This is a genomic window from uncultured Turicibacter sp., assembly GCF_938044715.1.
GTDB lineage: Bacteria > Bacillota_I > Bacilli_A > MOL361 > Turicibacteraceae > Turicibacter > Turicibacter sanguinis.
This window is the reverse complement of sequence record NZ_CALIOS010000012.1, coordinates 1-19,815: the sequence shown is the minus strand read 5'-3', so window position 1 is coordinate 19,815 and position 19,815 is coordinate 1. Positions and strand designations below refer to the sequence as shown.

General features: G+C 34.9%; 18 protein-coding genes. 17 read left to right on the top strand and 1 reads right to left on the bottom strand.

Annotated features, from left to right (window positions below; translation table 11 throughout):
* A partial coding sequence (gene hemZ / locus QWC74_RS00945) for a coproporphyrinogen dehydrogenase HemZ (protein WP_288993822.1) occupies positions 1-1,318 on the top strand: 1,318 nt, incomplete at its 5' end.
* A complete protein-coding gene (locus tag QWC74_RS00940; protein ID WP_006785686.1) occupies positions 1,308-2,237 on the top strand; it encodes a 3'-5' exoribonuclease YhaM family protein in 930 nt (309 codons plus the stop codon). The genes hemZ and QWC74_RS00940, both read left to right, overlap by 11 nt.
* Positions 2,238-2,278: 41 nt before the next feature.
* On the opposite strand, the gene QWC74_RS00935 is transcribed toward QWC74_RS00940, so the two are convergent.
* Positions 2,279-3,910: a peptidylprolyl isomerase gene (locus QWC74_RS00935; protein WP_288993820.1), complete on the bottom strand. Its 1,632-nt coding sequence runs from the start codon at positions 3,908-3,910 to the stop codon at positions 2,279-2,281.
* A 187-nt stretch (positions 3,911-4,097) separates the two neighbouring features.
* Here QWC74_RS00935 and QWC74_RS00930 point away from each other — a divergent pair, with 187 nt between their 5' ends.
* From QWC74_RS00930 to QWC74_RS00860, 15 genes are all read left to right on the top strand, one after another.
* Positions 4,098-4,190: a YjcZ family sporulation protein gene (locus QWC74_RS00930; RefSeq protein WP_081448248.1), complete on the top strand. Its 93-nt coding sequence runs from the start codon at positions 4,098-4,100 to the stop codon at positions 4,188-4,190.
* A 281-nt stretch (positions 4,191-4,471) separates the two neighbouring features.
* Positions 4,472-4,561: a YjcZ family sporulation protein gene (locus tag QWC74_RS00925; protein WP_081448250.1), complete on the top strand. Its 90-nt coding sequence runs from the start codon at positions 4,472-4,474 to the stop codon at positions 4,559-4,561.
* A 457-nt stretch (positions 4,562-5,018) separates the two neighbouring features.
* Positions 5,019-5,495 (top strand): NAD(P)H-dependent oxidoreductase subunit E, encoded by a 477-nt coding sequence (locus QWC74_RS00920; RefSeq protein ID WP_006785688.1) that lies wholly within the window; start codon positions 5,019-5,021, stop codon positions 5,493-5,495.
* 59 nt (positions 5,496-5,554) lie between these two features.
* Entirely contained in the window at positions 5,555-5,899 is a 345-nt protein-coding gene (locus QWC74_RS00915; protein ID WP_006785689.1) for a hypothetical protein, read from the top strand.
* Between the two features lie 20 nt (positions 5,900-5,919).
* Entirely contained in the window at positions 5,920-6,345 is a 426-nt protein-coding gene (locus QWC74_RS00910; RefSeq protein WP_006785690.1) for an ATP-binding protein, read from the top strand.
* A 12-nt stretch (positions 6,346-6,357) separates the two neighbouring features.
* Positions 6,358-7,632 (top strand): [Fe-Fe] hydrogenase large subunit C-terminal domain-containing protein, encoded by a 1,275-nt coding sequence (locus tag QWC74_RS00905; protein ID WP_006785691.1) that lies wholly within the window; start codon positions 6,358-6,360, stop codon positions 7,630-7,632.
* Positions 7,619-7,951, top strand: coding sequence for a hypothetical protein (locus QWC74_RS00900; protein WP_229040068.1), 333 nt, complete (start codon positions 7,619-7,621; stop codon positions 7,949-7,951). The genes QWC74_RS00905 and QWC74_RS00900 overlap by 14 nt, the downstream gene beginning before the upstream one ends.
* Before the next feature lie 3 nt (positions 7,952-7,954).
* Positions 7,955-8,668: a PHP domain-containing protein gene (locus QWC74_RS00895; RefSeq protein WP_006785693.1), complete on the top strand. Its 714-nt coding sequence runs from the start codon at positions 7,955-7,957 to the stop codon at positions 8,666-8,668.
* Positions 8,665-9,210, top strand: coding sequence for an ATP-binding protein (locus tag QWC74_RS00890; protein WP_006785694.1), 546 nt, complete (start codon positions 8,665-8,667; stop codon positions 9,208-9,210). Before QWC74_RS00895 ends, QWC74_RS00890 begins: the two co-directional genes overlap by 4 nt.
* Before the next feature lie 18 nt (positions 9,211-9,228).
* Positions 9,229-9,597 (top strand): ferredoxin, encoded by a 369-nt coding sequence (locus QWC74_RS00885; protein ID WP_006785695.1) that lies wholly within the window; start codon positions 9,229-9,231, stop codon positions 9,595-9,597.
* Positions 9,598-9,621: 24 nt separating this feature from the next.
* Positions 9,622-11,442, top strand: a complete 1,821-nt coding sequence (gene nuoF / locus QWC74_RS00880) for an NADH-quinone oxidoreductase subunit NuoF (protein ID WP_006785696.1) — start codon at positions 9,622-9,624, stop codon at positions 11,440-11,442.
* 12 nt (positions 11,443-11,454) lie between these two features.
* Complete coding sequence (locus QWC74_RS00875; RefSeq protein ID WP_006785697.1) at positions 11,455-13,227, top strand: NADH-dependent [FeFe] hydrogenase, group A6; 1,773 nt, start codon at positions 11,455-11,457, stop codon at positions 13,225-13,227.
* 340 nt (positions 13,228-13,567) lie between these two features.
* Complete coding sequence (gene nifJ / locus QWC74_RS00870) at positions 13,568-17,128, top strand: pyruvate:ferredoxin (flavodoxin) oxidoreductase (protein ID WP_006785698.1); 3,561 nt, start codon at positions 13,568-13,570, stop codon at positions 17,126-17,128.
* Positions 17,129-17,555: 427 nt separating this feature from the next.
* A complete protein-coding gene (locus QWC74_RS00865; protein WP_006785699.1) occupies positions 17,556-18,821 on the top strand; it encodes a glucose-1-phosphate adenylyltransferase in 1,266 nt (421 codons plus the stop codon).
* A gap of 3 nt (positions 18,822-18,824) precedes the next feature.
* The coding region (locus tag QWC74_RS00860; RefSeq protein WP_288993817.1) for a glycogen synthase at positions 18,825-19,815 on the top strand (991 nt) is incomplete at its 3' end.

The following is a 19,815-nucleotide window of genomic DNA, read 5'->3' as shown; positions in this document are numbered from 1 at the left end:
ACTAATCGTCACAGGAACGTTAAATCAAGACGTTCAAACGATTCGTCGTCAACTTGAAGCAAATGAATCAAAGACACGTAAGTATGCCTATTTAGCCGTTTATTTACTCCTATTACAACATCATACCGGCCATATTCAGGCGTGGGGACTGTTAAACGGAATGCGTCCAACAAAACTGGTTCACGGAATGAAAAAACGAGGTTATTCCGATCAAGAAATTAAAGAATACATGCAGGCTGAATACTTAGTCAGTGATGAAAAAATCAATTTATTACTTGATGTTGCGAACCACCAATTAAAAGTTATTCCAGACTTACATACCATCCAAAATGAAATTAGTCTTTATATTGGAATTCCATTCTGTCCGACACGATGTGCGTATTGTACCTTCCCAGCATATGCACAAGAACCGTTCAAAAAATGGATTGAACCCTTCCTTGAAGCACTGCTAGAAGAAATTAAATTAGTTGGAGCGTTCATTAAAGAACGTCAACTCAAAATTACATCCATTTACTTTGGTGGAGGAACAGCAACTTCTTTAACAAAAGAGCAGTTTGAAAAACTATTAATCACGGTATATGAACACGTGGCTAATGCTTCTGAAGTTCGTGAAATCACAGTAGAAGCGGGACGTCCAGATACCATTACACCCGAAAAATTATCATTATTAAAAGAATATGACATCCATCGTATCAGCATTAATCCGCAATCATTTAATCAAGCAACGCTTGACAGTATTGGTCGCCATCATACGGTAGAAGATGTCATAGATAAATTTAAAATGGCTAAAGAATACGATTTTGATAATATTAATATGGACTTAATTGTTGGGCTTCCTGATGAAGGAGAAAAAGAATTAGCCTATACATTAAGTCAAATCGAAGAACTTCAACCTGAATCATTGACGGTTCATATGTTAGCCTTTAAACGTAGTTCAAAAATTACTCAAAATCGCGGGTTATATACGACAGCAAGTAAAGAAGAGTTAGAACGTATGAGTCGAATGACGTATGATTTTGCAAAAGAACAACAGTATTTACCTTATTATTTATACCGTCAGAAAAATATTTCCGCTAATATGGAGAACATTGGGTATTCCAAAGAAGGACATGAAAGCATCTATAATATTTTAATTATGGAAGAAGCTCAAAATATTTTAGGTCTTGGCGTTGGAGCTTCGAGTAAATACTTAATTGGAACGTCAGTTCATAATCCAAAAGACTTAAAAACGTATATTGATTCTTATCAAACGTATGCAACTAAGAAAATTGAAACGCTAATTGAAAGTTTAGAAATAGGTGATACCCATGCAAATTAAAGATTTAAAAGTAAAAGAAGTTCAAACCATCCAAGTGTTAATCAAATCTGTTAACGTCGCTAAAAATGCAGCGCAAAAATCATATTTAAGATTTGAATTTGTTGATCAAACGGGTACTATTTTCGCAAATAAATGGAGTGTTAAACCAGAAGAAATAACGCTATTTCATCCAGGCCAAGTTGTAAAGGTTAAAGGTCTTATTCAACTTTATAATACCCAAAAACAAATCAATATCGAAACAGTAGAGCCCGTAGAAGGGGATCTTGATATTTCTAAATATGTCATGGCCTCTGCTTATCCAGCAGATGTCTTAAAAAGCAACATCGAAACGTTTGTCAATCAAATGCAAGAGGGGTACTATAAAAATATTGTAAATGCCTTTTTAAGCAAATATGAGACTGAATTTTACCGTCATCCCGCTGCAAGTCGTATGCATCATGCTTTTATTTCAGGACTTGCACAACATGTCTATGAAATGTTGAAAATCGCAGCCGTGTATTGTGACATGTATGAGATGCTGAATCGAGAATTAGTGTATGCAGGTATTATTTTACATGATATGGGGAAATTATTTGAAATGACATGTGAAAATCTTGTCAGCACGGAATATACCTTAGAAGGGTTAATGGTGGGGCATATCAGCATGATGGTGTCACTCATTGATGAAATGTCTAAAGAACTAGAGTGCGAGGGAGAAGAATCTATCTTATTAAAACATATGATAATTGCACATCATGGTAAATTAGAATGGGGATCACCAAAAGAACCAATGATTGCAGAAGCAGAATTAGTTCATTACTTAGATGTTGTTTCTGCGAAAATGACGGCTCTTGAGACGGCTTTTAAAACTTGCGAAATTTCTCAAATGAGTGAACGGGTTCCTATGCTCGATAATCGCCGTTTTTATAAACACAAATAAAAAAAGACTGAGAAGGATTTAATTTCTTCTCAGTCTTTTTTTTATTCAGCGGCTTCTTCTGTGTTATCAGAAGCGTCTGTTCCTTCATCAGTTGTTACATCATCTGATGATTGAGTAGCAGTTTCTTCAGTTGTTGTGTTATCAGTTCCTTCTTCAGCAGATAAAGAATCTTGAATGTTAGCTACGATTGCATCATAACGTTTTTGAACTGATTCATCTGTGAATTTAACATTTGCTTCTGTACGATATTTAATTAAAATCGCTTCTAATTTTAATTGAGTATATTCTTCAGAGCGAATTGTTGTTTCTAATTCATCTTTTAAATCATCGAATGATGGCTTTTCATCTTCTGCATATTTGTAGATAACATGGTATCCATATTGTGTTTTAACGGGTTCTTCAGTGTATTCACCAACGTTTAAAGCAAATGCGGCATTTTCAAATTCAGATACCATTTGACCTTTTCCAAATGATCCTAAATCTCCGCCATTTGATGCTGAACCATCTTTACTATATTCTTTTGCTAATTCTTCGAATTTAGCTTCTTTATCTTCGGCAGCATCTAATTGTGCAATTAAATCTTTAGCTGTTTCTTCATCTTCTACTAAGATGTGACGAGCGCTAATATTTGGTGTGTATTCATTATAAGCAGCTTGTAATTGTTCGTCAGTAATTGGGTATTCAGCGGCGAAAGCAGCATCTTGTAAGGCAGCAAGTTTGAAGTAATTGAAGATTTCCTCATCGTTCATTAATCCGTATTGTGCCATATAAGCATAGTAGTTGCTTCCCCAGTTCACTTTAAACTCATCGATTAAAGCTTTAACCTCTTTCTCATCATAAGAGTATTTATCTTCTAATAGATGAGTATCAAGGATTGAGATTCCAGTTGATAATCCATAGGCAGGAACTAATTCATTATATAAGTCTTCAACAGTATATTCTTTTTCATTTGTTTTAGCGATTAAATCACTCTTAGTTTTGTTTTCAGTATAAGTTGAAGAGATTTCTTTGTATTGATCTTGTAAGAACGTATTATAGATTGTAAATCCAGCATCCTCACGCTCTTTAGCAAGGGCAGCTACAACAACTTCATCTGTCATTTTTTCTTTTACTAATGTTTCTGTAATTGAATCTTTTACCTCATCAAGCGTTGGAATTTCTTCAGTTGTAGCTTCTTCAGTTGTTGTTTCATCAGTAGTTGCTTCAGAAGATTCCTCAATTGTTGTTTCCTCTTTTTTATATGTTTCGTCGTAACGCGCTTGAATTTCTTCATCTGTTACAGTAATTGATGCTTTAACAGCAGCTTCACGATATAAATTTAATGCTAAATATTCGCGAACCTCCTCTTCAGAATTGAATCCTTGAAGAGCTAAGAATTGATCGAAGTCGGAATAAATTGATTTATACATGTCAATCATTTGATCAATTTGAGTCGTATCAATCTCATATTTTGTTGATAAAACATCGTAATCCACTTGATTAAGTAGAGCTACAATTCCTCCAGTTTCAACCATGTCATTGAATAATTCTTGCTTAGTTACGTTGTATACATCTGATGTAATAAAATTCTCGTTACCATTTGGTAATTTAATGCTCACTTCATCTTTATTTGAACAGGCACCTAACGTTAAGGTTACGGCTAGTGCGGCTGCTGCAGCGAAGTACTTTTTCATCACTTTCACATCCTCTTAATTGGTATATTATAACGTTTTTAATGATAGCATTTTTCAAAATGGGTAACAATATATTTTTGGTAGGTTTTTGTGGAATTTCGGTAAAAACATAAACCAAATTATGAATTTACCATAGTATATATTAGCTCAGGAAACTTAGTGGGAAATTTGAAAGGAGTTGAGATTAATGTTCGGTAATGGTTGTGCATTTATCTTAGTATTATTCATCCTATTAGTTATCATCGGATGTGGATGCGGATGCGGATTTGGAGCTTTCTAATTAAGCTGTAAATCAATTCCTAGATAAAGAAAGTTTCAATGTTCTTTTCTTAAAAAGAACAAAAAATTAGTGATTATTAAGGGAGCGAACTTGTTATGTGTGGAAATAGCTGTGCATTTATTTTAGTCTTATTCATCTTATTAGTGATTATTGCATGCGGATGTGGATGCGGATTTGGAGCTTTCTAATCAGGCTTTAAATTAATTCCTAGATAAAAAGGTTTCAGTGTTCTTTTCTTAAAAGAACAAAAAATTAGTGATTATTAAGGGAGCGAGTTAGTTATGTGTGGAAATAATTTTGCATTTATTTTAGTCTTATTTATTTTATTAGTAATCATCGGATGCTGCTGTGGTGTTGGACTAGGTTGCTAACGATATAAATACGAAAAAATTTGTAAATGGTTAAAGTGTGAAGTGAAAATATCACCATTGTTTTCTATTAGAATGGGACAGAAGAGGGTGGTGAGGAAGAGACTTAACGAAAGTTAAGTCTCTTTTTTTGTAAAAGGTAACGCCTAATATAGTGTCTGACAATCATCATAACCTTATACTTTAAAATAAGAAAATGTTAAATTGAACAAGGGAAATGATCCTATTGATTGTGTTTTTAAATGGTATCTTTTGATGGGAAAGGGACTTTAATTATAAAGGCATGTTCTTTCGACATTTAAGAGTGGGAAAATGGAAGTATAAAACGATTACAAACAGAGATTGTGTGAAATATTACAGAATGAAAAAATAAATATTATTAATACGTGGATGGCACATTGCAAAGCAATAGGGGGTATCGTATAATCTCCTTGAAATCCAAAATAAAGGGGAGGTTATTATGGAACATACAAGCTTAACATCAGAGAATTTCAATAAGCTAGATGTGTTTATTCAATCACATTTAAGTGAGACGGAAGGGTTGATGCCAATTTTACATGAGGCGCAAGATATTTTTGGTTACATTCCATTAGAAGTTCAAAAGTTTATTTCAAATCGCACTGGGATTTCAGTTTCAAGAATTCATGGGGTCGTGACTTTTTATTCTCAATTTTCAACTGAACCAAAAGGTGAAAATGTGATCGGGGTCTGTTTAGGAACAGCTTGTTATGTAAAAGGTGCTCAAGCAATTTTACAGAAATTCAAAGAGGAATTAGGGATTGAACCTGAACAAACAACATCAGATGGAAAATTTTCATTGGTAGCTACAAGATGTATTGGTGCTTGTGGACTAGCACCGGTTATTACAATTAATGACGATGTTTACGGAAAGATGGATGCTTCACAAGTATCTAGTATTCTTAAAAAATACAACTAGTGAATTATTCAATTATGTAAGCGTTGTATTTTTTAGAAGGTAGAAATGGGGGAACATTGTTGAAAGTATCAACGATTATGAGTCTTCTAGATGCAAAGTGCTTCACTAAATTTCAATTAGATGATGAGATTGAGAGTGCTTTTGCCTGCGATTTGATGAGTGATGTTTTGGCATATGTTAATCAAGATATTTTATTGATTACTGGTCTTGCTCATGTACAGACCCTACGTACAGCTGAAATGTTAGATATTAAGTACATTGTATTTGTAAGAGGAAAGCAACCCAATCAAGAGATGATTGAATTAGCTAAACATCATCATATGATTTTACTAGGAACGCATTTAACGATGTATGAAGCAAGTGGAATTTTATATCAAGAGGGATTAGTTGGATTACAAGTCTGATGAAATGGCAGGGTGGCTAAATGAAGAATAATATACGATTTGTGTTTAAAGTAAAAGCAGATGATTTTTTGAATGCAGGAAAAGTATCGAGTGAAATTAAAAAATACTTGTCTCAGCTTGGGTTGTCTAGAGAACTGATTCGGAAAATTGTCATTTGCTCTTATGAAGCAGAAGTTAATTTAGTCATTCACTCACTGGGTGGAGACATTGAATTAGAAATTTCAAATTCAGCTATTCATCTATATTCTATTGATCAAGGTCCAGGCATTGAAAATATTAATTTAGCGATGAAAGCGGGTTTTTCGACTGCATCAGAAAAAGCCCGTGAAATGGGATTTGGTGCCGGAATGGGATTGCCGAATATGAAAAAACATTCAGATGAGTTTGAAATTAAATCATCGAATGGCGGAACATTTATTCGTATGACATATTTCATTCCTAGTTAGGAGGTTAATGAAATGAAAGGATATAATCATCGCATTAAAATAAACTTTGATGATTGTATCGGTTGTACACGATGTATGCGTGTTTGTCCTACGGAAGCAATTCGAATTGTCAATGGAAAAGTCAAATTAATAGAAGAAAAGTGTGTGAATTGCGGAGCATGTTTTACAACTTGCCATGTTCATGCCTTTGACTTAAAAAAAGAGCGATTAGAAGAATTAAATCAATATCCGTTTAATGTGGCTATTTTACCGATTGCGATTTATGGCATGATAAAAGATTTAGAAGATTTAAATATTGTGTACCAAACGTTATATGATATTGGATTCGATGCTGTTTTTGATAGTTCAATTGTTTATGAATGTTTAGGAGAAAAAATTGAATCTTATGTGACAAGTTGCAAGCTGTCTAATATGCCATATATTTTGACGCACTGTCCCAGTGTGGTCAAACTTATTCAAGTTAAGTATTCTGATTTGAATCATCATCTTGTTCCATTTGATTTTCCAATTGAAATTTGTGCCAAGTTAATTCGAAAAAGGTATGCAAAGCAACTAAAGATGAATCCAGATGAAGTCGGAATTAGTTATATCAGCGAATGTTTAGCTAATTATATGGAAATAAAACAACCGATCGGTAAAAAGGAATCTAATATTAATTTCGTCTTTTTACTTTCAACTATTTTCAAAGATATTTTAAAGCATATTGAAAATGATCCGCCTCAAACGCTGAATCACACGGTTTCTTTAAACGGAATTTTATGTGCTAAAGTAGGTGGGATTAGAAGAATTACCCAATTAATTGATTGTTTATCTGTTGATGGAATGAATCAAGTGGTTGAAATTTTAGAAAAATTAGATATGGGGCAATTGAATCATATCAATGTTTTAGAGTGTTATGCATGTGTAGGTGGCTGTGTTGGAGGGACATTCACACTTGAAAATCCATTCATTGCTAAGAGTAAAATTAATCGTCTCGTCAAAAGTGTGATTCCTTCAGATTCGTTGGAAAAACAAATGCTAAAAGAATTGTCTGATACCTATGATTGGGTATTTGAAAGTGAATTAGAGCATTTTGATATTTCAAAATTAGATGATGATTTCTTTACTTCATTAGTCAAATTACAACAGATTAATGACATCTATCATCAGCTCCCAAATATTGATTGTTGTGCATGTGGGTCACCTTCTTGTCGAGCTTTGGCGGAAGATATTGTTGCTGGATTAAAACGATTAGAGGATTGTATTGTTTTAACACAGAAAAAAAGAGGTGATAATGTTGACACTTAGTCAAGTTTTATTAGATTCAAGATTAACATTAATTTGTGGTGAAGATTTAGAAATAACACAGGTTGAAGGCTTTTATATTGGTGATTTATTGAGCTTTGTCATGGGAAAAGCGAAAAAAGGCCAGTTATGGCTAACCGTTCAAGCTCATCCTAATGTGATTGCAATTGCAAGTCTTTTAGAATTAAGTGGGGTTATTGTTTTAGAAGGGGTTAAAATCCCAGAAGAAACCATTCAATTAGCAAAAGAGCACAAGATAGCATTGATGCAAACAAATAGTAGTGCAGTTGAAATGATTCAAGCATTACTGTCGTTAAGTTAAAGAATGAAGCTGTACTATGACTTACATATTCATTCGGCCTTATCACCTTGTGCTGATGAGTCTATGACCCCAAATAATATTGTCTTAATGGCTAAAATTAAAGGTCTCGATATGATTTCACTGACCGATCATAATAGTGTCAAAAATATGGGACCAGTTGCTAAGATTTGTGAAAAAGAGAATATCTTATTTATTCCAGGTATTGAAATTGAGACCATTGAAGGAGTACACCTACTTTGCTATACCGATAGTTTAGAAGCGATGATGAAAATAGGGGAAGTTACTGAAAAACATCTAGGGATGATTGAAAATCGTCCTGAATTTTTTGGAACTCAGTGGGTCATGAATGAAAAGGATGAAGTGATTGAAAGGGTTAAACCACTGTTAATTCAATCGACCACGCTAACGATTCAAGATGTTATTAAATTGGTCCATGAAATAGGAGGTGTTGTCATAGCTGCGCATCTGAATAAAAGAGAACACAGTATTTTGACAAACCTAGGGTTCATTCCTCCAGATTTATTAATTGATGGTGTTGAATTAAATGCCTACGTTTTAAAAAAAGATAAAGCCTCGCCTAAATGGGGAGACTATTTAGTTTTTATTAATTCTGATGCCCATCAATTAGGCGATATCAGTGAAGCTGAAAATGTCATAATTTTAGAAAATAAGTCTCGCTTCGACTTTTTTTCTTATGTTAAGAAGGAGGAGAAATGAGAGATCTTTCCTTACACTTATTAGATTTAACAATGAACTCGATTCGTGCAAAGGCAACACTCATCGAAATTAAGTTCATTGAATCTAAAAAAAATGATCAACTCATCATGGTCATTAAAGATAATGGATGTGGCATGAGTCAAAAGATGTTAGAGCAAGTTAAAAATCCATTTTTTACAACCCGTACGACCCGAAAAGTTGGACTTGGGATTCCCCTTTTAATGGCGATGTCTTCAAGATGTGAGGGAGACGTCTTCATTCAATCTGAAATCGGGGTTGGGACTGAAGTGAGGAGTACAATCAAACTTAGTCATATTGATCGACCTCCTTTTGGTGAGATTCATAATACGATTGCATCTTTAATTTATTTAGAACCAAACATTGATTTTATCTATGAGCATCAAAATGATGAGTTAGACTATTTATTTTCTACGCAACTTGTGAAAGAAGTGATCAAGGATTTACCGATTAATCATCAAGAGGTGATGAATTGGATTAATAAAGAATTAAAAGAAGGGGATTTTGCCTTCACAACTTACTAATAGTAAAGGGGTTCTGATATGAAAACTTTAAAGGAATTAGAAGAAATCCGTGAAAAAACCTTAAAGAATTTACAATTGCGCGATCATGAAGGGAAAGAAGTTCGTGTGGTTGTTGGAATGGGGACTTGCGGTATTTCAGCAGGGGCACGTCCTGTTTTGAATGAATTAGTTAATGAAGTGAATCAAAGACATCTTGAACATGTCGTGATTACTCAAACAGGATGTATTGGAATGTGTACATATGAGCCGATGTTTGATGTTTTTGATGCATTTGGGAAAACAACTTATGTTCATATGACACCTGAAAAAGTTAAAAAAGTAGTTTTAGAACATTTAGTTAATGGAAACATCGTATCAGAATATACAATTGGTGCAGTGACGAACTAGTAAAAAATAGAAGGAGGGGTATAGATGCAGTTTTATCGGTCACATGTTTTGATTTGTGGGGGAACAGGTTGTACATCATCAAAATCAAAGGAAATTAAACATGAACTTGTTAATCATCTTGTACGGTTAGGACTTGATAAAGAGGTACAAGTGGTTATGACTGGGTGCTTTGGTCTTTGTGAAGCTGGACCTATCGTTATCGTTTATCCAGAAGGAACGTTCTATTCTAAAGTTCAAGTTAGCGATGCAGTACGTATTGCAGAAGAACACTTATTAAAAGGTCGTATTATTAAAGATCTTTTATTCAAAGAAGCTTTAGAAGAAGGTGAAATTAAAGCAGTTAATGAAGTAGAATTTTATGCCAAACAAACAAGGGTTGCTCTGAGAAATTGTGGGAATATTAACCCAGAAAATATCGATGAGTATATTGCACATGATGGATATCGTGCCTTAGGAAAAGCTTTGACTGAAATGACACCAGAACAAGTTATTGAAGAAGTTAAAAAATCAGGATTAAGAGGCCGTGGTGGTGGTGGTTTTACAACAGGTCTTAAATGGGAGTTTACTTATAAATCAAAATCAGATAAAAAATATGTGGCCTGTAATGCAGATGAAGGGGATCCTGGAGCCTTTATGGATCGTTCTATTTTAGAGGGAGATCCACACTCAGTTTTGGAAGCAATGGCTTTGGCTGGATACGCTATCGGGGCTGATACAGGATATATTTATGTTCGCGCTGAATATCCGATTGCTGTTAAACGGTTAAGCATTGCCATTGAACAAGCACGAGAATATGGATTACTTGGTCATGGAATTTTCGGAACAGATTTTAACTTTGATATTGAGTTACGACTAGGTGCGGGAGCTTTTGTTTGCGGTGAAGAAACAGCTTTAATTGAATCAATTGAAGGAAAACGCGGGATGCCAAGGCCAAGACCACCATTTCCAGCTGTTAAAGGGGTATGGGGAAAACCAACGTTATTAAACAATGTTGAAACTTATGCCAATGTTCCACTCATTATTTTAAAAGGTGGAGAGTGGTTCGCAAGGATTGGGACTGAAAAATCAAAAGGAACAAAAGTTTTTGCTTTAGGTGGAAAGATTAACAACACCGGATTAGTTGAAATTCCAATGGGAACAACATTAAAAGAAGTGATTTACGGTATTGGAGGAGGGATTCCAAACGGTAAAAAATTTAAAGCTGCACAAACTGGAGGACCATCAGGAGGATGTCTAACAGAAGAACTGTTAGATACAGAAATTGACTTTGATAATTTAGTGAAGCTTGGATCTATGATGGGATCAGGTGGAATGATTATTATGGATGAAGATAACTGTATGGTTGATATCGCAAGATTTTATTTAGATTTTACATGTGATGAGTCATGTGGAAAATGTACACCTTGTCGTGAAGGAACAAAACGCATGATGGAAATTTTAAATAGAATTACCGAAGGAAAAGGTGAGCTTTCCGATTTAGATGAGTTAGAACATTTAGCAGAATATATTAAATCAAGTTCTTTATGTGGACTCGGTCAAACAGCACCCAATCCAGTTCTATCAACACTCTCTCATTTTAAGGATGAGTATTTAGCTCATGTTGTTGATAAACGCTGTCCATCAGGGGTTTGTACGAAGTTATTAGAATACTTTATTACCGATAAATGTATTGGATGTGGAATGTGCGCCAAAGCCTGCCCAGCATCATGTATTAAACCGGTTGGTGAAGTAGTGAATGAAAAAACAGGACGTCGTCGTCATGTGATTAATAAAGTAGATTGCATTAAGTGTGGGGCTTGTATGGCTACTTGTCCACCAAAAATTAGTGCAATTGTAAAGCGATAGGGGGGATTAGAAATGGAATTAGTCAATCTCACAATGAATGGAATAGCTTTGCAAGTTCCGTCTCATTATACGATTTTAGAAGCTGCACGCGAAGCGGGAATTAAAATTCCAACCTTATGTTTTTTAAAAGATTTAAATGAAACAGGTGCTTGTCGAGTGTGTGTGGTTGAAGTAGAAGGGGCTCGTTCGCTTGTGACGGCTTGTAATATGAAAGTTTCGGAGGGAATGAAGGTTCACACTCATTCAAGTAAAGTGTTAGATTCAAGAAGAATGACGGTTGAGTTACTACTTGCTAATCATAATGTCGAGTGTACAACTTGTGTGCGAAATCATAACTGTGAACTAAAACAATTATCAAATGATTTAGGATGTACGGGTCGTCATTTTAAAGGGGAACGTCGAGAAACGATTTATCGAGATGATTCATATTCAATTGTGCGTGATACATCAAAATGTATTTTATGTGGACGTTGTGTTGCCGCATGTCGTGAAAAAGCAGGGGTTGAGGTTTTAGCTTTTAATCAACGTGGGTTCAAAACTTATATCGGTCCAGCGTTTGAAGCATGTATGGATGACGCAGGTTGCATTCATTGTGGACAATGTATTGCCGCTTGTCCAACCGCCGCATTGCAAGAACATTCAAATATTAATCAAGTTGTTGAAGCTATCAACGATCCAAATAAAATGGTTGTTTTTCAAGTTGCCCCTGCTGTTCGCGCAGCACTTGGAGAAGAATTTAATTTACCAATTGGAACATGTGTAACTGGAAAAATTGCGGCTGCACTTCGTCGTATTGGAGGACCAAGCAGTAAAGTTTTTGATACAAACTTTAGTGCTGACTTAACGATTATGGAAGAAGCTTATGAATTGGTTAATCGAATTCAACAGGGAGGAGTCCTTCCAATGATTACATCTTGTTCTCCAGGATGGATTCGATTGGCGGAACAATATATGCCAGATGTCTTACCACATCTTTCGACTTGTAAATCACCACAACAAATGTTTGGAGCTATTTTAAAGTCTTATTGGGCAGAAAAAAATAATATTGATAAATCATCGATCTATTGTGTTTCTGTTATGCCGTGTGTAGCTAAAAAAACTGAATTAAAACGTGAAGAATTAGCGGTTAATGGAATAGCGGATGTTGATGCATCCATCACAACGCGAGAATTGGCTCGAATGATTCGCATGTATGGATTAGATTTTAATGCATTACCAGATGAAACATTTGATCAACCACTTGGTGAATATAGTGGTGCTGGAACTATTTTTGGGGCAACAGGTGGTGTAATGGAAGCGGCCTTAAGAACAGCAGCAGATGTATTAAGTGGTCAATCTTTAGAACAAATTGAATATGAAGCAGTACGCGGTGTTGAAGGCGTTAAAGAGGCAACCTTAACCGTTGGCGATTTAACTTTGAATGTAGCAGTTATTCATGGTGGAAAACAAGCGCTTGAAACAGTGAATCAGTTATTAACGAGTGATAAACCTTACCATTTTATTGAAGTGATGGGATGTAGTGGCGGATGTGTTGCTGGAGGAGGACAACCTCATATTCCAGCTCACTTATTTAATAAAGGATTAGATATACGAGAAGAACGAGCAAAAGCTCTTTATGAAGATGATAAAGCCCAAGTCATTCGAAAATCGCATGAAAATCCTGTGATTCAAAACGTATATGCAGAATATTTAGGAACACCAAACAGTCATTTAGCTCATGAGTTACTACATACTCATTATGAGAAAAAAGACTTGTATATAAAAAAGTTAAACGAAACAAACTAATCAAGATTATAGTAAATACGAGTCGTATTTGATTATAATGTTTAAATGTTTTTATTTTAAAGCATATTCCTTTGATAGTTTTAAGAGTTTAGGTATACTATAACTGTAACCGAGATTTAATTGATTATGAAAAGTTATAATGTTTTAAATCAAAATTTGATGATATTAGCTGGAATAAAGGTTAGTAAATAGGTTTGTGACTAACGTTTATGCGGTATGGTATTAAATGTATAAAAATGAAATAAAAGCATTTTGCTTTCGTTGTTGATTAGTGTTAGGTATAGTATAATTGTATCGTGTATATATTACAAAATGTATTAAAATCAGGGAGGTTAATGTTATGTCTAAAGTGTTCCAATCAATGGATGGATGTCAGGCAGCTGCATATGTTTCTTATGCTTTTACAGAAGTAGCGGGAATTTATCCAATTACGCCTTCGACTCCAATGGCAGAATATACAGATTTATGGGCTTCACAAGGTAAAAAGAACTTATTTGGTGCGCCAGTTAAGCTTGTTGAGATGCAATCTGAAGCTGGGGCAGCTGGTACCGTTCATGGTTCTTTACAAGCTGGGGCTTTAACAACAACATATACAGCATCACAAGGTTTATTATTAAAAATTCCTAACATGTATAAAATCGCAGGGGAATTATTACCAGGTGTTATCCATGTTTCTGCTCGTGCTCTTGCTGCACAAGCATTATCAATCTTTGGGGATCACCAAGATATTTATGCAGCACGTCAAACAGGATTTGCGATGCTTGCAACAAGCTCAGTTCAAGAAGTGATGGACTTAGGAGGGGTTGCTCACTTAGCAGCTATCAAATCAAGTGTTCCATTCTTACACTTCTTTGACGGATTCCGTACTTCACATGAAATTCAAAAAGTTGAAGTAATGGATTACGAGGACTTAGGAAAATTATTAGATTATGACAAAGTTCGTGAATTCCGTTCACGTGCGATTAACCCAAACCACCCAGTAACTAAAGGGTCAGCACAAAATGACGACGTTTACTTCCAAACACGCGAAGTACAAAATAAATACTACGATGCAGTTCCTGGTATTGTAGCAGATTATATGGAAAAAATTTCTGAAATTACAGGTCGTCCTTATGCACCATTTATGTATTATGGAGCAGAAGATGCAACAGATATTATCGTTGCAATGGGATCAATTACAGAAACAATTAAAGAAACAATTGATTATTTAATTAAAACTGAAGGACGTAAAATTGGTTTAATTACAGTTCACTTATATCGTCCATTTAGTTCTGAATACTTCTTCAAAGTATTGCCAAGTACAGTAGAACGTATTGCAGTATTAGACCGTACAAAAGAACCAGGAGCACCAAGTGAACCATTATGTTTAGATGTACGTTCAATCTTCCATGGTCGTGAAAATGCACCAAAAATTATTGGAGGACGTTTCGGTTTATCTTCAAAAGATACAACACCTTCACATATTTTAGCAGTGTATGAAAACTTAGCTGGAGAACAAAAAGATGATTTCACAGTTGGTATTGTCGATGATGTAACATTCAAATCATTACCAATTAATAAAGAAATCATGGTATTAGAAGATCACGTAACAGAAGCTTTATTCTTCGGTTTAGGATCTGATGGGACAATCGGAGCTAATAAAAATACAATTAAAATCATCGGAGAAAATACTGACTTATATGCACAAGCATACTTTGCATACGATTCAAAAAAATCAGGCGGTTTAACACGGTCTAATTTACGTTTTGGTAAAGATGTGATCCGTGCTCCATATCTAGTATCAACTCCAAGTTTCGTATCTTGTTCAATGGATACATACATTGGTAAATACGATATGATTAGTGGATTACGTCAAGGAGGAACATTCTTATTAAATACTGTTCACTCTAAAGAAGAAATCGTTGAAATGTGGCCAAATAGTTTCAAAAAACAATTAGCAGAGAAAAATGCGAAAGTATACTTAATTGATGCCGTAACATTAGCTAAAGAAATTGGATTAGGACGTCGAACTAATACAATCATGCAATCTGCATTCTTCAAATTAAATGAGCAAATCATGCCATATGAAACAGCTCAAACATTAATGAAAAAATATGTTGAAAAATTATATTCACGTAAAGGTGAAGCAATTATCTCAATGAACTTCGCTGCTATTGATAAAGGAGCAGAGGGATTAGTTGAGTTAACAGTAGACCCAGCATGGGCCAACTTAACAGACGAAGAAGTTCATGTTGATGAAACTCGACCACACTTCGTAAAAACAATTGCTGATCCAATTAATCATAATGATGGAAATAATTTACCAGTTTCAGCATTCGTTGATTATGCTGATGGAACAATGGTAAATGGTTCTGCGGCTTATGAAAAACGTGGGATTGCAAACTTCGTTCCAAAATGGATTGAAGAAAACTGTATCCAATGTAATCAATGTGCGTTCGTTTGTCCTCATGCTGTTATCCGTCCATTCTTAGTGACTGAAGCAGAAAAAGAACAAGCTCCAGAAGGAACACGTACATTAAAAGCGATTGGAAAAGGATTAGATGGATTAGAATATTGTATCCAAGTTTCAACACTGGATTGTACAGGATGTGAAGTTTGTGCACATATCTGTCCAGGTAAAAAAGGAAATAAAGCCTTAGTTATGGTTCCAATTAGTGAAGAATTAGAAGCAGGACAAGCAGAACGTTCTGACTACTTCTTCAATAAAGTAACTTATAAAGATGATTTATTACCAAAAACAACAGTTAAAGGTGCTCAATTTGCTCAACCATTATTCGAATTCTCTGGAGCATGTGCTGGATGTGGAGAAACTCCATATTTAACATTAATGACTCGTTTATTCGGTGATCGTATGACAATTGCCAATGCAACAGGATGTTCATCAATCTATGGTGGTTCATTCCCAGCAACACCTTATACTACAAATGCTAATGGAGAAGGACCAGCATGGGCTAACTCATTATTCGAAGATAATGCAGAATTCGGATTTGGTATGCATGTGGCTGCTGAGACATTACGTAACCGTATTGGAATCATCATGGAAGAAAATATGGAAAACGTAGAAGCTGAATTAGCAGAATTATTTACGAAATGGTTAGATAACCGTCATAATGGTTCAGTAACAAAAGCATTAGCACCACAATTAGAAGTTGCTATTTCTTCATCAGCTAATGAAGCAGTTAAAGAAATTTTAGACTTAAAAGATTACATCGTTAAACAATCTAACTGGATTGTAGGTGGAGATGGATGGGCATATGACATCGGTTATGGAGGATTAGACCACGTTATCGCTAATAATGAAGATGTTAACATCTTAGTATTAGATACAGAGGTTTACTCAAATACTGGTGGACAATCATCTAAATCTTCTCGTGCCGCTTCAATTGCTAAATTTACTGCGGCTGGTAAATCAGGTAAGAAAAAAGACTTAGCAGCGATTGCAATGTCTTATGGACACGTATATGTTGCTCAAATTTCTCATGGTGCTAGCCAAGCTCAAGTATTAAAAGCATTCATGGAAGCAGAAGCTCATGAAGGTCCATCAATTATCTTAGCGTACTCACCATGTATCGCTCACGGTATTAAGGGTGGATTAGCTAATAGCCAATCTCAAGCTAAATTAGCAACAGAATGTGGATATTGGCCAACATATCGCTTTGATCCAAAATTAATCGATCAAGGTAAAAACCCATTAACAATCGATTCTAAAGCACCAAACTGGGATAAATATCAAGACTTCTTAATGAGTGAAGCTCGTTATGCTCAAGTTACAAAAATCAACCCTGAGCATGCACAACGCTTATTAGATGAAAATAGAAAAGAAGCACAACGTCGTTATCGTCAATTAGAACGTATGGCTGCTCTTGACTATTCAGAAGAAGCAATTGAAACAAACGAATAATATAGATGAAACAGGTCAGTTAATCTGACCTGTTTTTTTATGTCTAATCGAAGGTGAAGCTTTTATAAAACAGGATAGAAAATAGCCAAGATGGTCTCAGACTTAAAGGATATATTAGAAAGGAAACGTAGAATGTTTATGTATTGAGAATTATTTTGTTAGGGCAATGTATCGCATAATAAAACGACAAAGGTGAACAAAAAACTACAAAAAACAAATAAAAACCAAAAATAAACCGCTTTCATATAGTTTGTGTGTAACGGGTTACTAAAAAATAATATGAATTAATAATCATCTGACAAAAGACGCTAAAATCAAACGTTTAGTCGTGTTAGGATTATGAGGTAATAAAGAGGGTCATGGAGGAAATGATAAAAAAGAAATAGAGATGGCCGAAATATTGCAAGGAAGAATGGGGGATTATTAAATGAAAACATTAGCCATGATTTTAGCCGGAGGACGAGGATCAAGACTTGATATTTTATCATTAGGAAGAGCTAAGCCTAGTGTTCCATTTGCAGGGAAATTCAGAATTATTGACTTCGTTTTGAGTAACTGCTCAAATTCAGAAATATATGATATTGGAATTTTAACTCAATACTTACCATTATCATTAAATGAACATATTGGGGTTGGACAAGCGTGGGATTTTGACCGTAAAAATACAGGGGTGACGCTATTACAACCATGTGAAGGATTGTCATCTGATGAATGGTATACTGGAACAGCAGATGCTGTTTATCAAAATATTAGCTATATTAAACGTAAAAATCCTGATTATGTGTTGATTTTATCGGGTGACCATATCTATAAAATGGATTATCGTCCTTTAATCGATCAACATATTAAAACGGGAGCAGATGTAACGGTCTGTGCTCAAGAAGTGGATATTAGAGAAGCCTCACGCTTTGGAATTTTAACAGATGATGAAAATGGACGCATTATTGAGTTTGAAGAAAAGCCAGCAGAGCCAAAAAGTAATTTAGCTTCAATGGGGATTTATGTGTTCACAACAGATGTTTTAATTAATACTTTACAAGAGTTGAAAAAAACAGGATTAGATTTTGGTGGTGATGTTATTCCTCACTTAATTCATCATGGAAATGTGTATTCTTATCGTTTTAATAGCTATTGGAAAGATGTAGGAACTTATGAGTCTTACTTGGAGTCAAACTTAGAATTAACAACAACGGTTGATAAAATTCAATTAGATATGTATGACAAAGATTGGGTTATTCATACAAGAAGTGAGGAAAAACCAACAGCTAAGTTTGGTTCAAAGGCGCAAGTATGCCAAAGTTTAATCTCTAATGGATCGATTATCGCAGGATCTGTTACAAAATGTGTTATTAGTCCAGGGGTACATATTCATCCAAATGCAATCGTTCGAAACAGTGTTATCATGAATGATACAGTGATTGAAGAGGGGTGTATCATTGATGGAGCGATCATTGATAAAAATGTTGTCATTGGAAAAGGTTCAATCATTGGACGAGGAAAAGTACATTGTCCAAATGAAGAAAAACCAAATGTTTTATCAAGTGGATTAAATGTTATTGGTAAGGGTGTATGTATTCCAGAAGGGACAATTATTGAACGAAATGTTCGTATTTTCCCTCATGCAGAAGCAAACGATTTTAATGAACAAATCATTACATGTGGTCGAACAATCCGTCCGTCTAAGGAGGCATAACTGGTGAAAGTAGCCTTTGTATCCTCTGAAGTATATCCGTTTATTAAAACGGGAGGATTAGCTGATGTTGCCTATGCCTTACCGAAAGCATTAGCTAAACTTGGACATGATGTTCGTGTCATTTTGCCAGCCTATAAGCAAATTCCTGAAGGATTACTTCAGGGAGCTTATTGGGTAACGAATGTAGAGTTAATGGGAAAAACGTTCTGGATTAACTGTGTTGAATCAGAAGGTGTTAAATATTATTTAATATTTGAACCACTTTTTTCAAATCGTGATTCAATTTATGAAAATGATGATCGTGATTATCAATTTGCGATGTTTTGTGAAATCACATTAAAATTATTAAAAAATATTAACTTTCAAGCAGATGTCATTCATACTAATGATTGGCAAACGGGATTAATTCCATTTTTTATGCATCAACGTTATTATGCAGATCCATTTTATTATGATACGAAAACACTTTATACCATTCATAATCTTCGTTTCCAAGGTATTTTCAGTTCTCAAGCAGTTCGTGCACTTGGGTATCGGTTTGATGATATTAGCATTAATTACATGCAACTTGGAATTCAATATGCGACGAAGGTTAATACGGTAAGTGAAACATATGCGAAAGAAATCCTTACTGATTTTTATGGAGAGCATTTAAATCATAATTTATGGATGAGAAAAGCGGATTTAAGTGGAATCGTCAATGGAATTGATGTGGATTTGTTTAATCCTGAGGTTGATTTATCACTGCGTAGTCAATATTCAGTTGAGACGCTTTATTTAAAAGCTGATAATAAAGAAGAGTTACAACGCCGCTTTGGAATGGAAGTTAATAAAGAAATGGCTTTAATTGGAGTGGTCACACGATTAGATTCTCAAAAAGGTTTGGATTTAATGGCCTGTGTGATGGAAGAAATGTTAATCCATGATCATGTTCAATTCTTTATTTTAGGATCGGGAGAGGCGAAGTATGAAGCATTTTTCCAATCTCTTCGCG

Excerpts from the sequence above, each read along its gene's own strand:
- QWC74_RS00940 (WP_006785686.1), top strand. The coding sequence starts at position 1,308 with ATGCAAATTAAAGATTTAAAAGTAAAAGAAGTTCAAACCATCCAAGTG.
- QWC74_RS00935 (WP_288993820.1), bottom strand. The coding sequence starts at position 3,910 with ATGAAAAAGTACTTCGCTGCAGCAGCCGCACTAGCCGTAACCTTAACG.
- QWC74_RS00930 (WP_081448248.1), top strand. The coding sequence starts at position 4,098 with ATGTTCGGTAATGGTTGTGCATTTATCTTAGTATTATTCATCCTATTA.
- QWC74_RS00925 (WP_081448250.1), top strand. The coding sequence starts at position 4,472 with ATGTGTGGAAATAATTTTGCATTTATTTTAGTCTTATTTATTTTATTA.
- QWC74_RS00920 (WP_006785688.1), top strand. The coding sequence starts at position 5,019 with ATGGAACATACAAGCTTAACATCAGAGAATTTCAATAAGCTAGATGTG.
- QWC74_RS00910 (WP_006785690.1), top strand. The coding sequence starts at position 5,920 with ATGAAGAATAATATACGATTTGTGTTTAAAGTAAAAGCAGATGATTTT.
- QWC74_RS00905 (WP_006785691.1), top strand. The coding sequence starts at position 6,358 with ATGAAAGGATATAATCATCGCATTAAAATAAACTTTGATGATTGTATC.
- QWC74_RS00900 (WP_229040068.1), top strand. The coding sequence starts at position 7,619 with ATGTTGACACTTAGTCAAGTTTTATTAGATTCAAGATTAACATTAATT.
- QWC74_RS00895 (WP_006785693.1), top strand. The coding sequence starts at position 7,955 with ATGAAGCTGTACTATGACTTACATATTCATTCGGCCTTATCACCTTGT.
- QWC74_RS00890 (WP_006785694.1), top strand. The coding sequence starts at position 8,665 with ATGAGAGATCTTTCCTTACACTTATTAGATTTAACAATGAACTCGATT.
- QWC74_RS00885 (WP_006785695.1), top strand. The coding sequence starts at position 9,229 with ATGAAAACTTTAAAGGAATTAGAAGAAATCCGTGAAAAAACCTTAAAG.
- nuoF (WP_006785696.1), top strand. The coding sequence starts at position 9,622 with ATGCAGTTTTATCGGTCACATGTTTTGATTTGTGGGGGAACAGGTTGT.
- QWC74_RS00875 (WP_006785697.1), top strand. The coding sequence starts at position 11,455 with ATGGAATTAGTCAATCTCACAATGAATGGAATAGCTTTGCAAGTTCCG.
- nifJ (WP_006785698.1), top strand. The coding sequence starts at position 13,568 with ATGTCTAAAGTGTTCCAATCAATGGATGGATGTCAGGCAGCTGCATAT.
- QWC74_RS00865 (WP_006785699.1), top strand. The coding sequence starts at position 17,556 with ATGAAAACATTAGCCATGATTTTAGCCGGAGGACGAGGATCAAGACTT.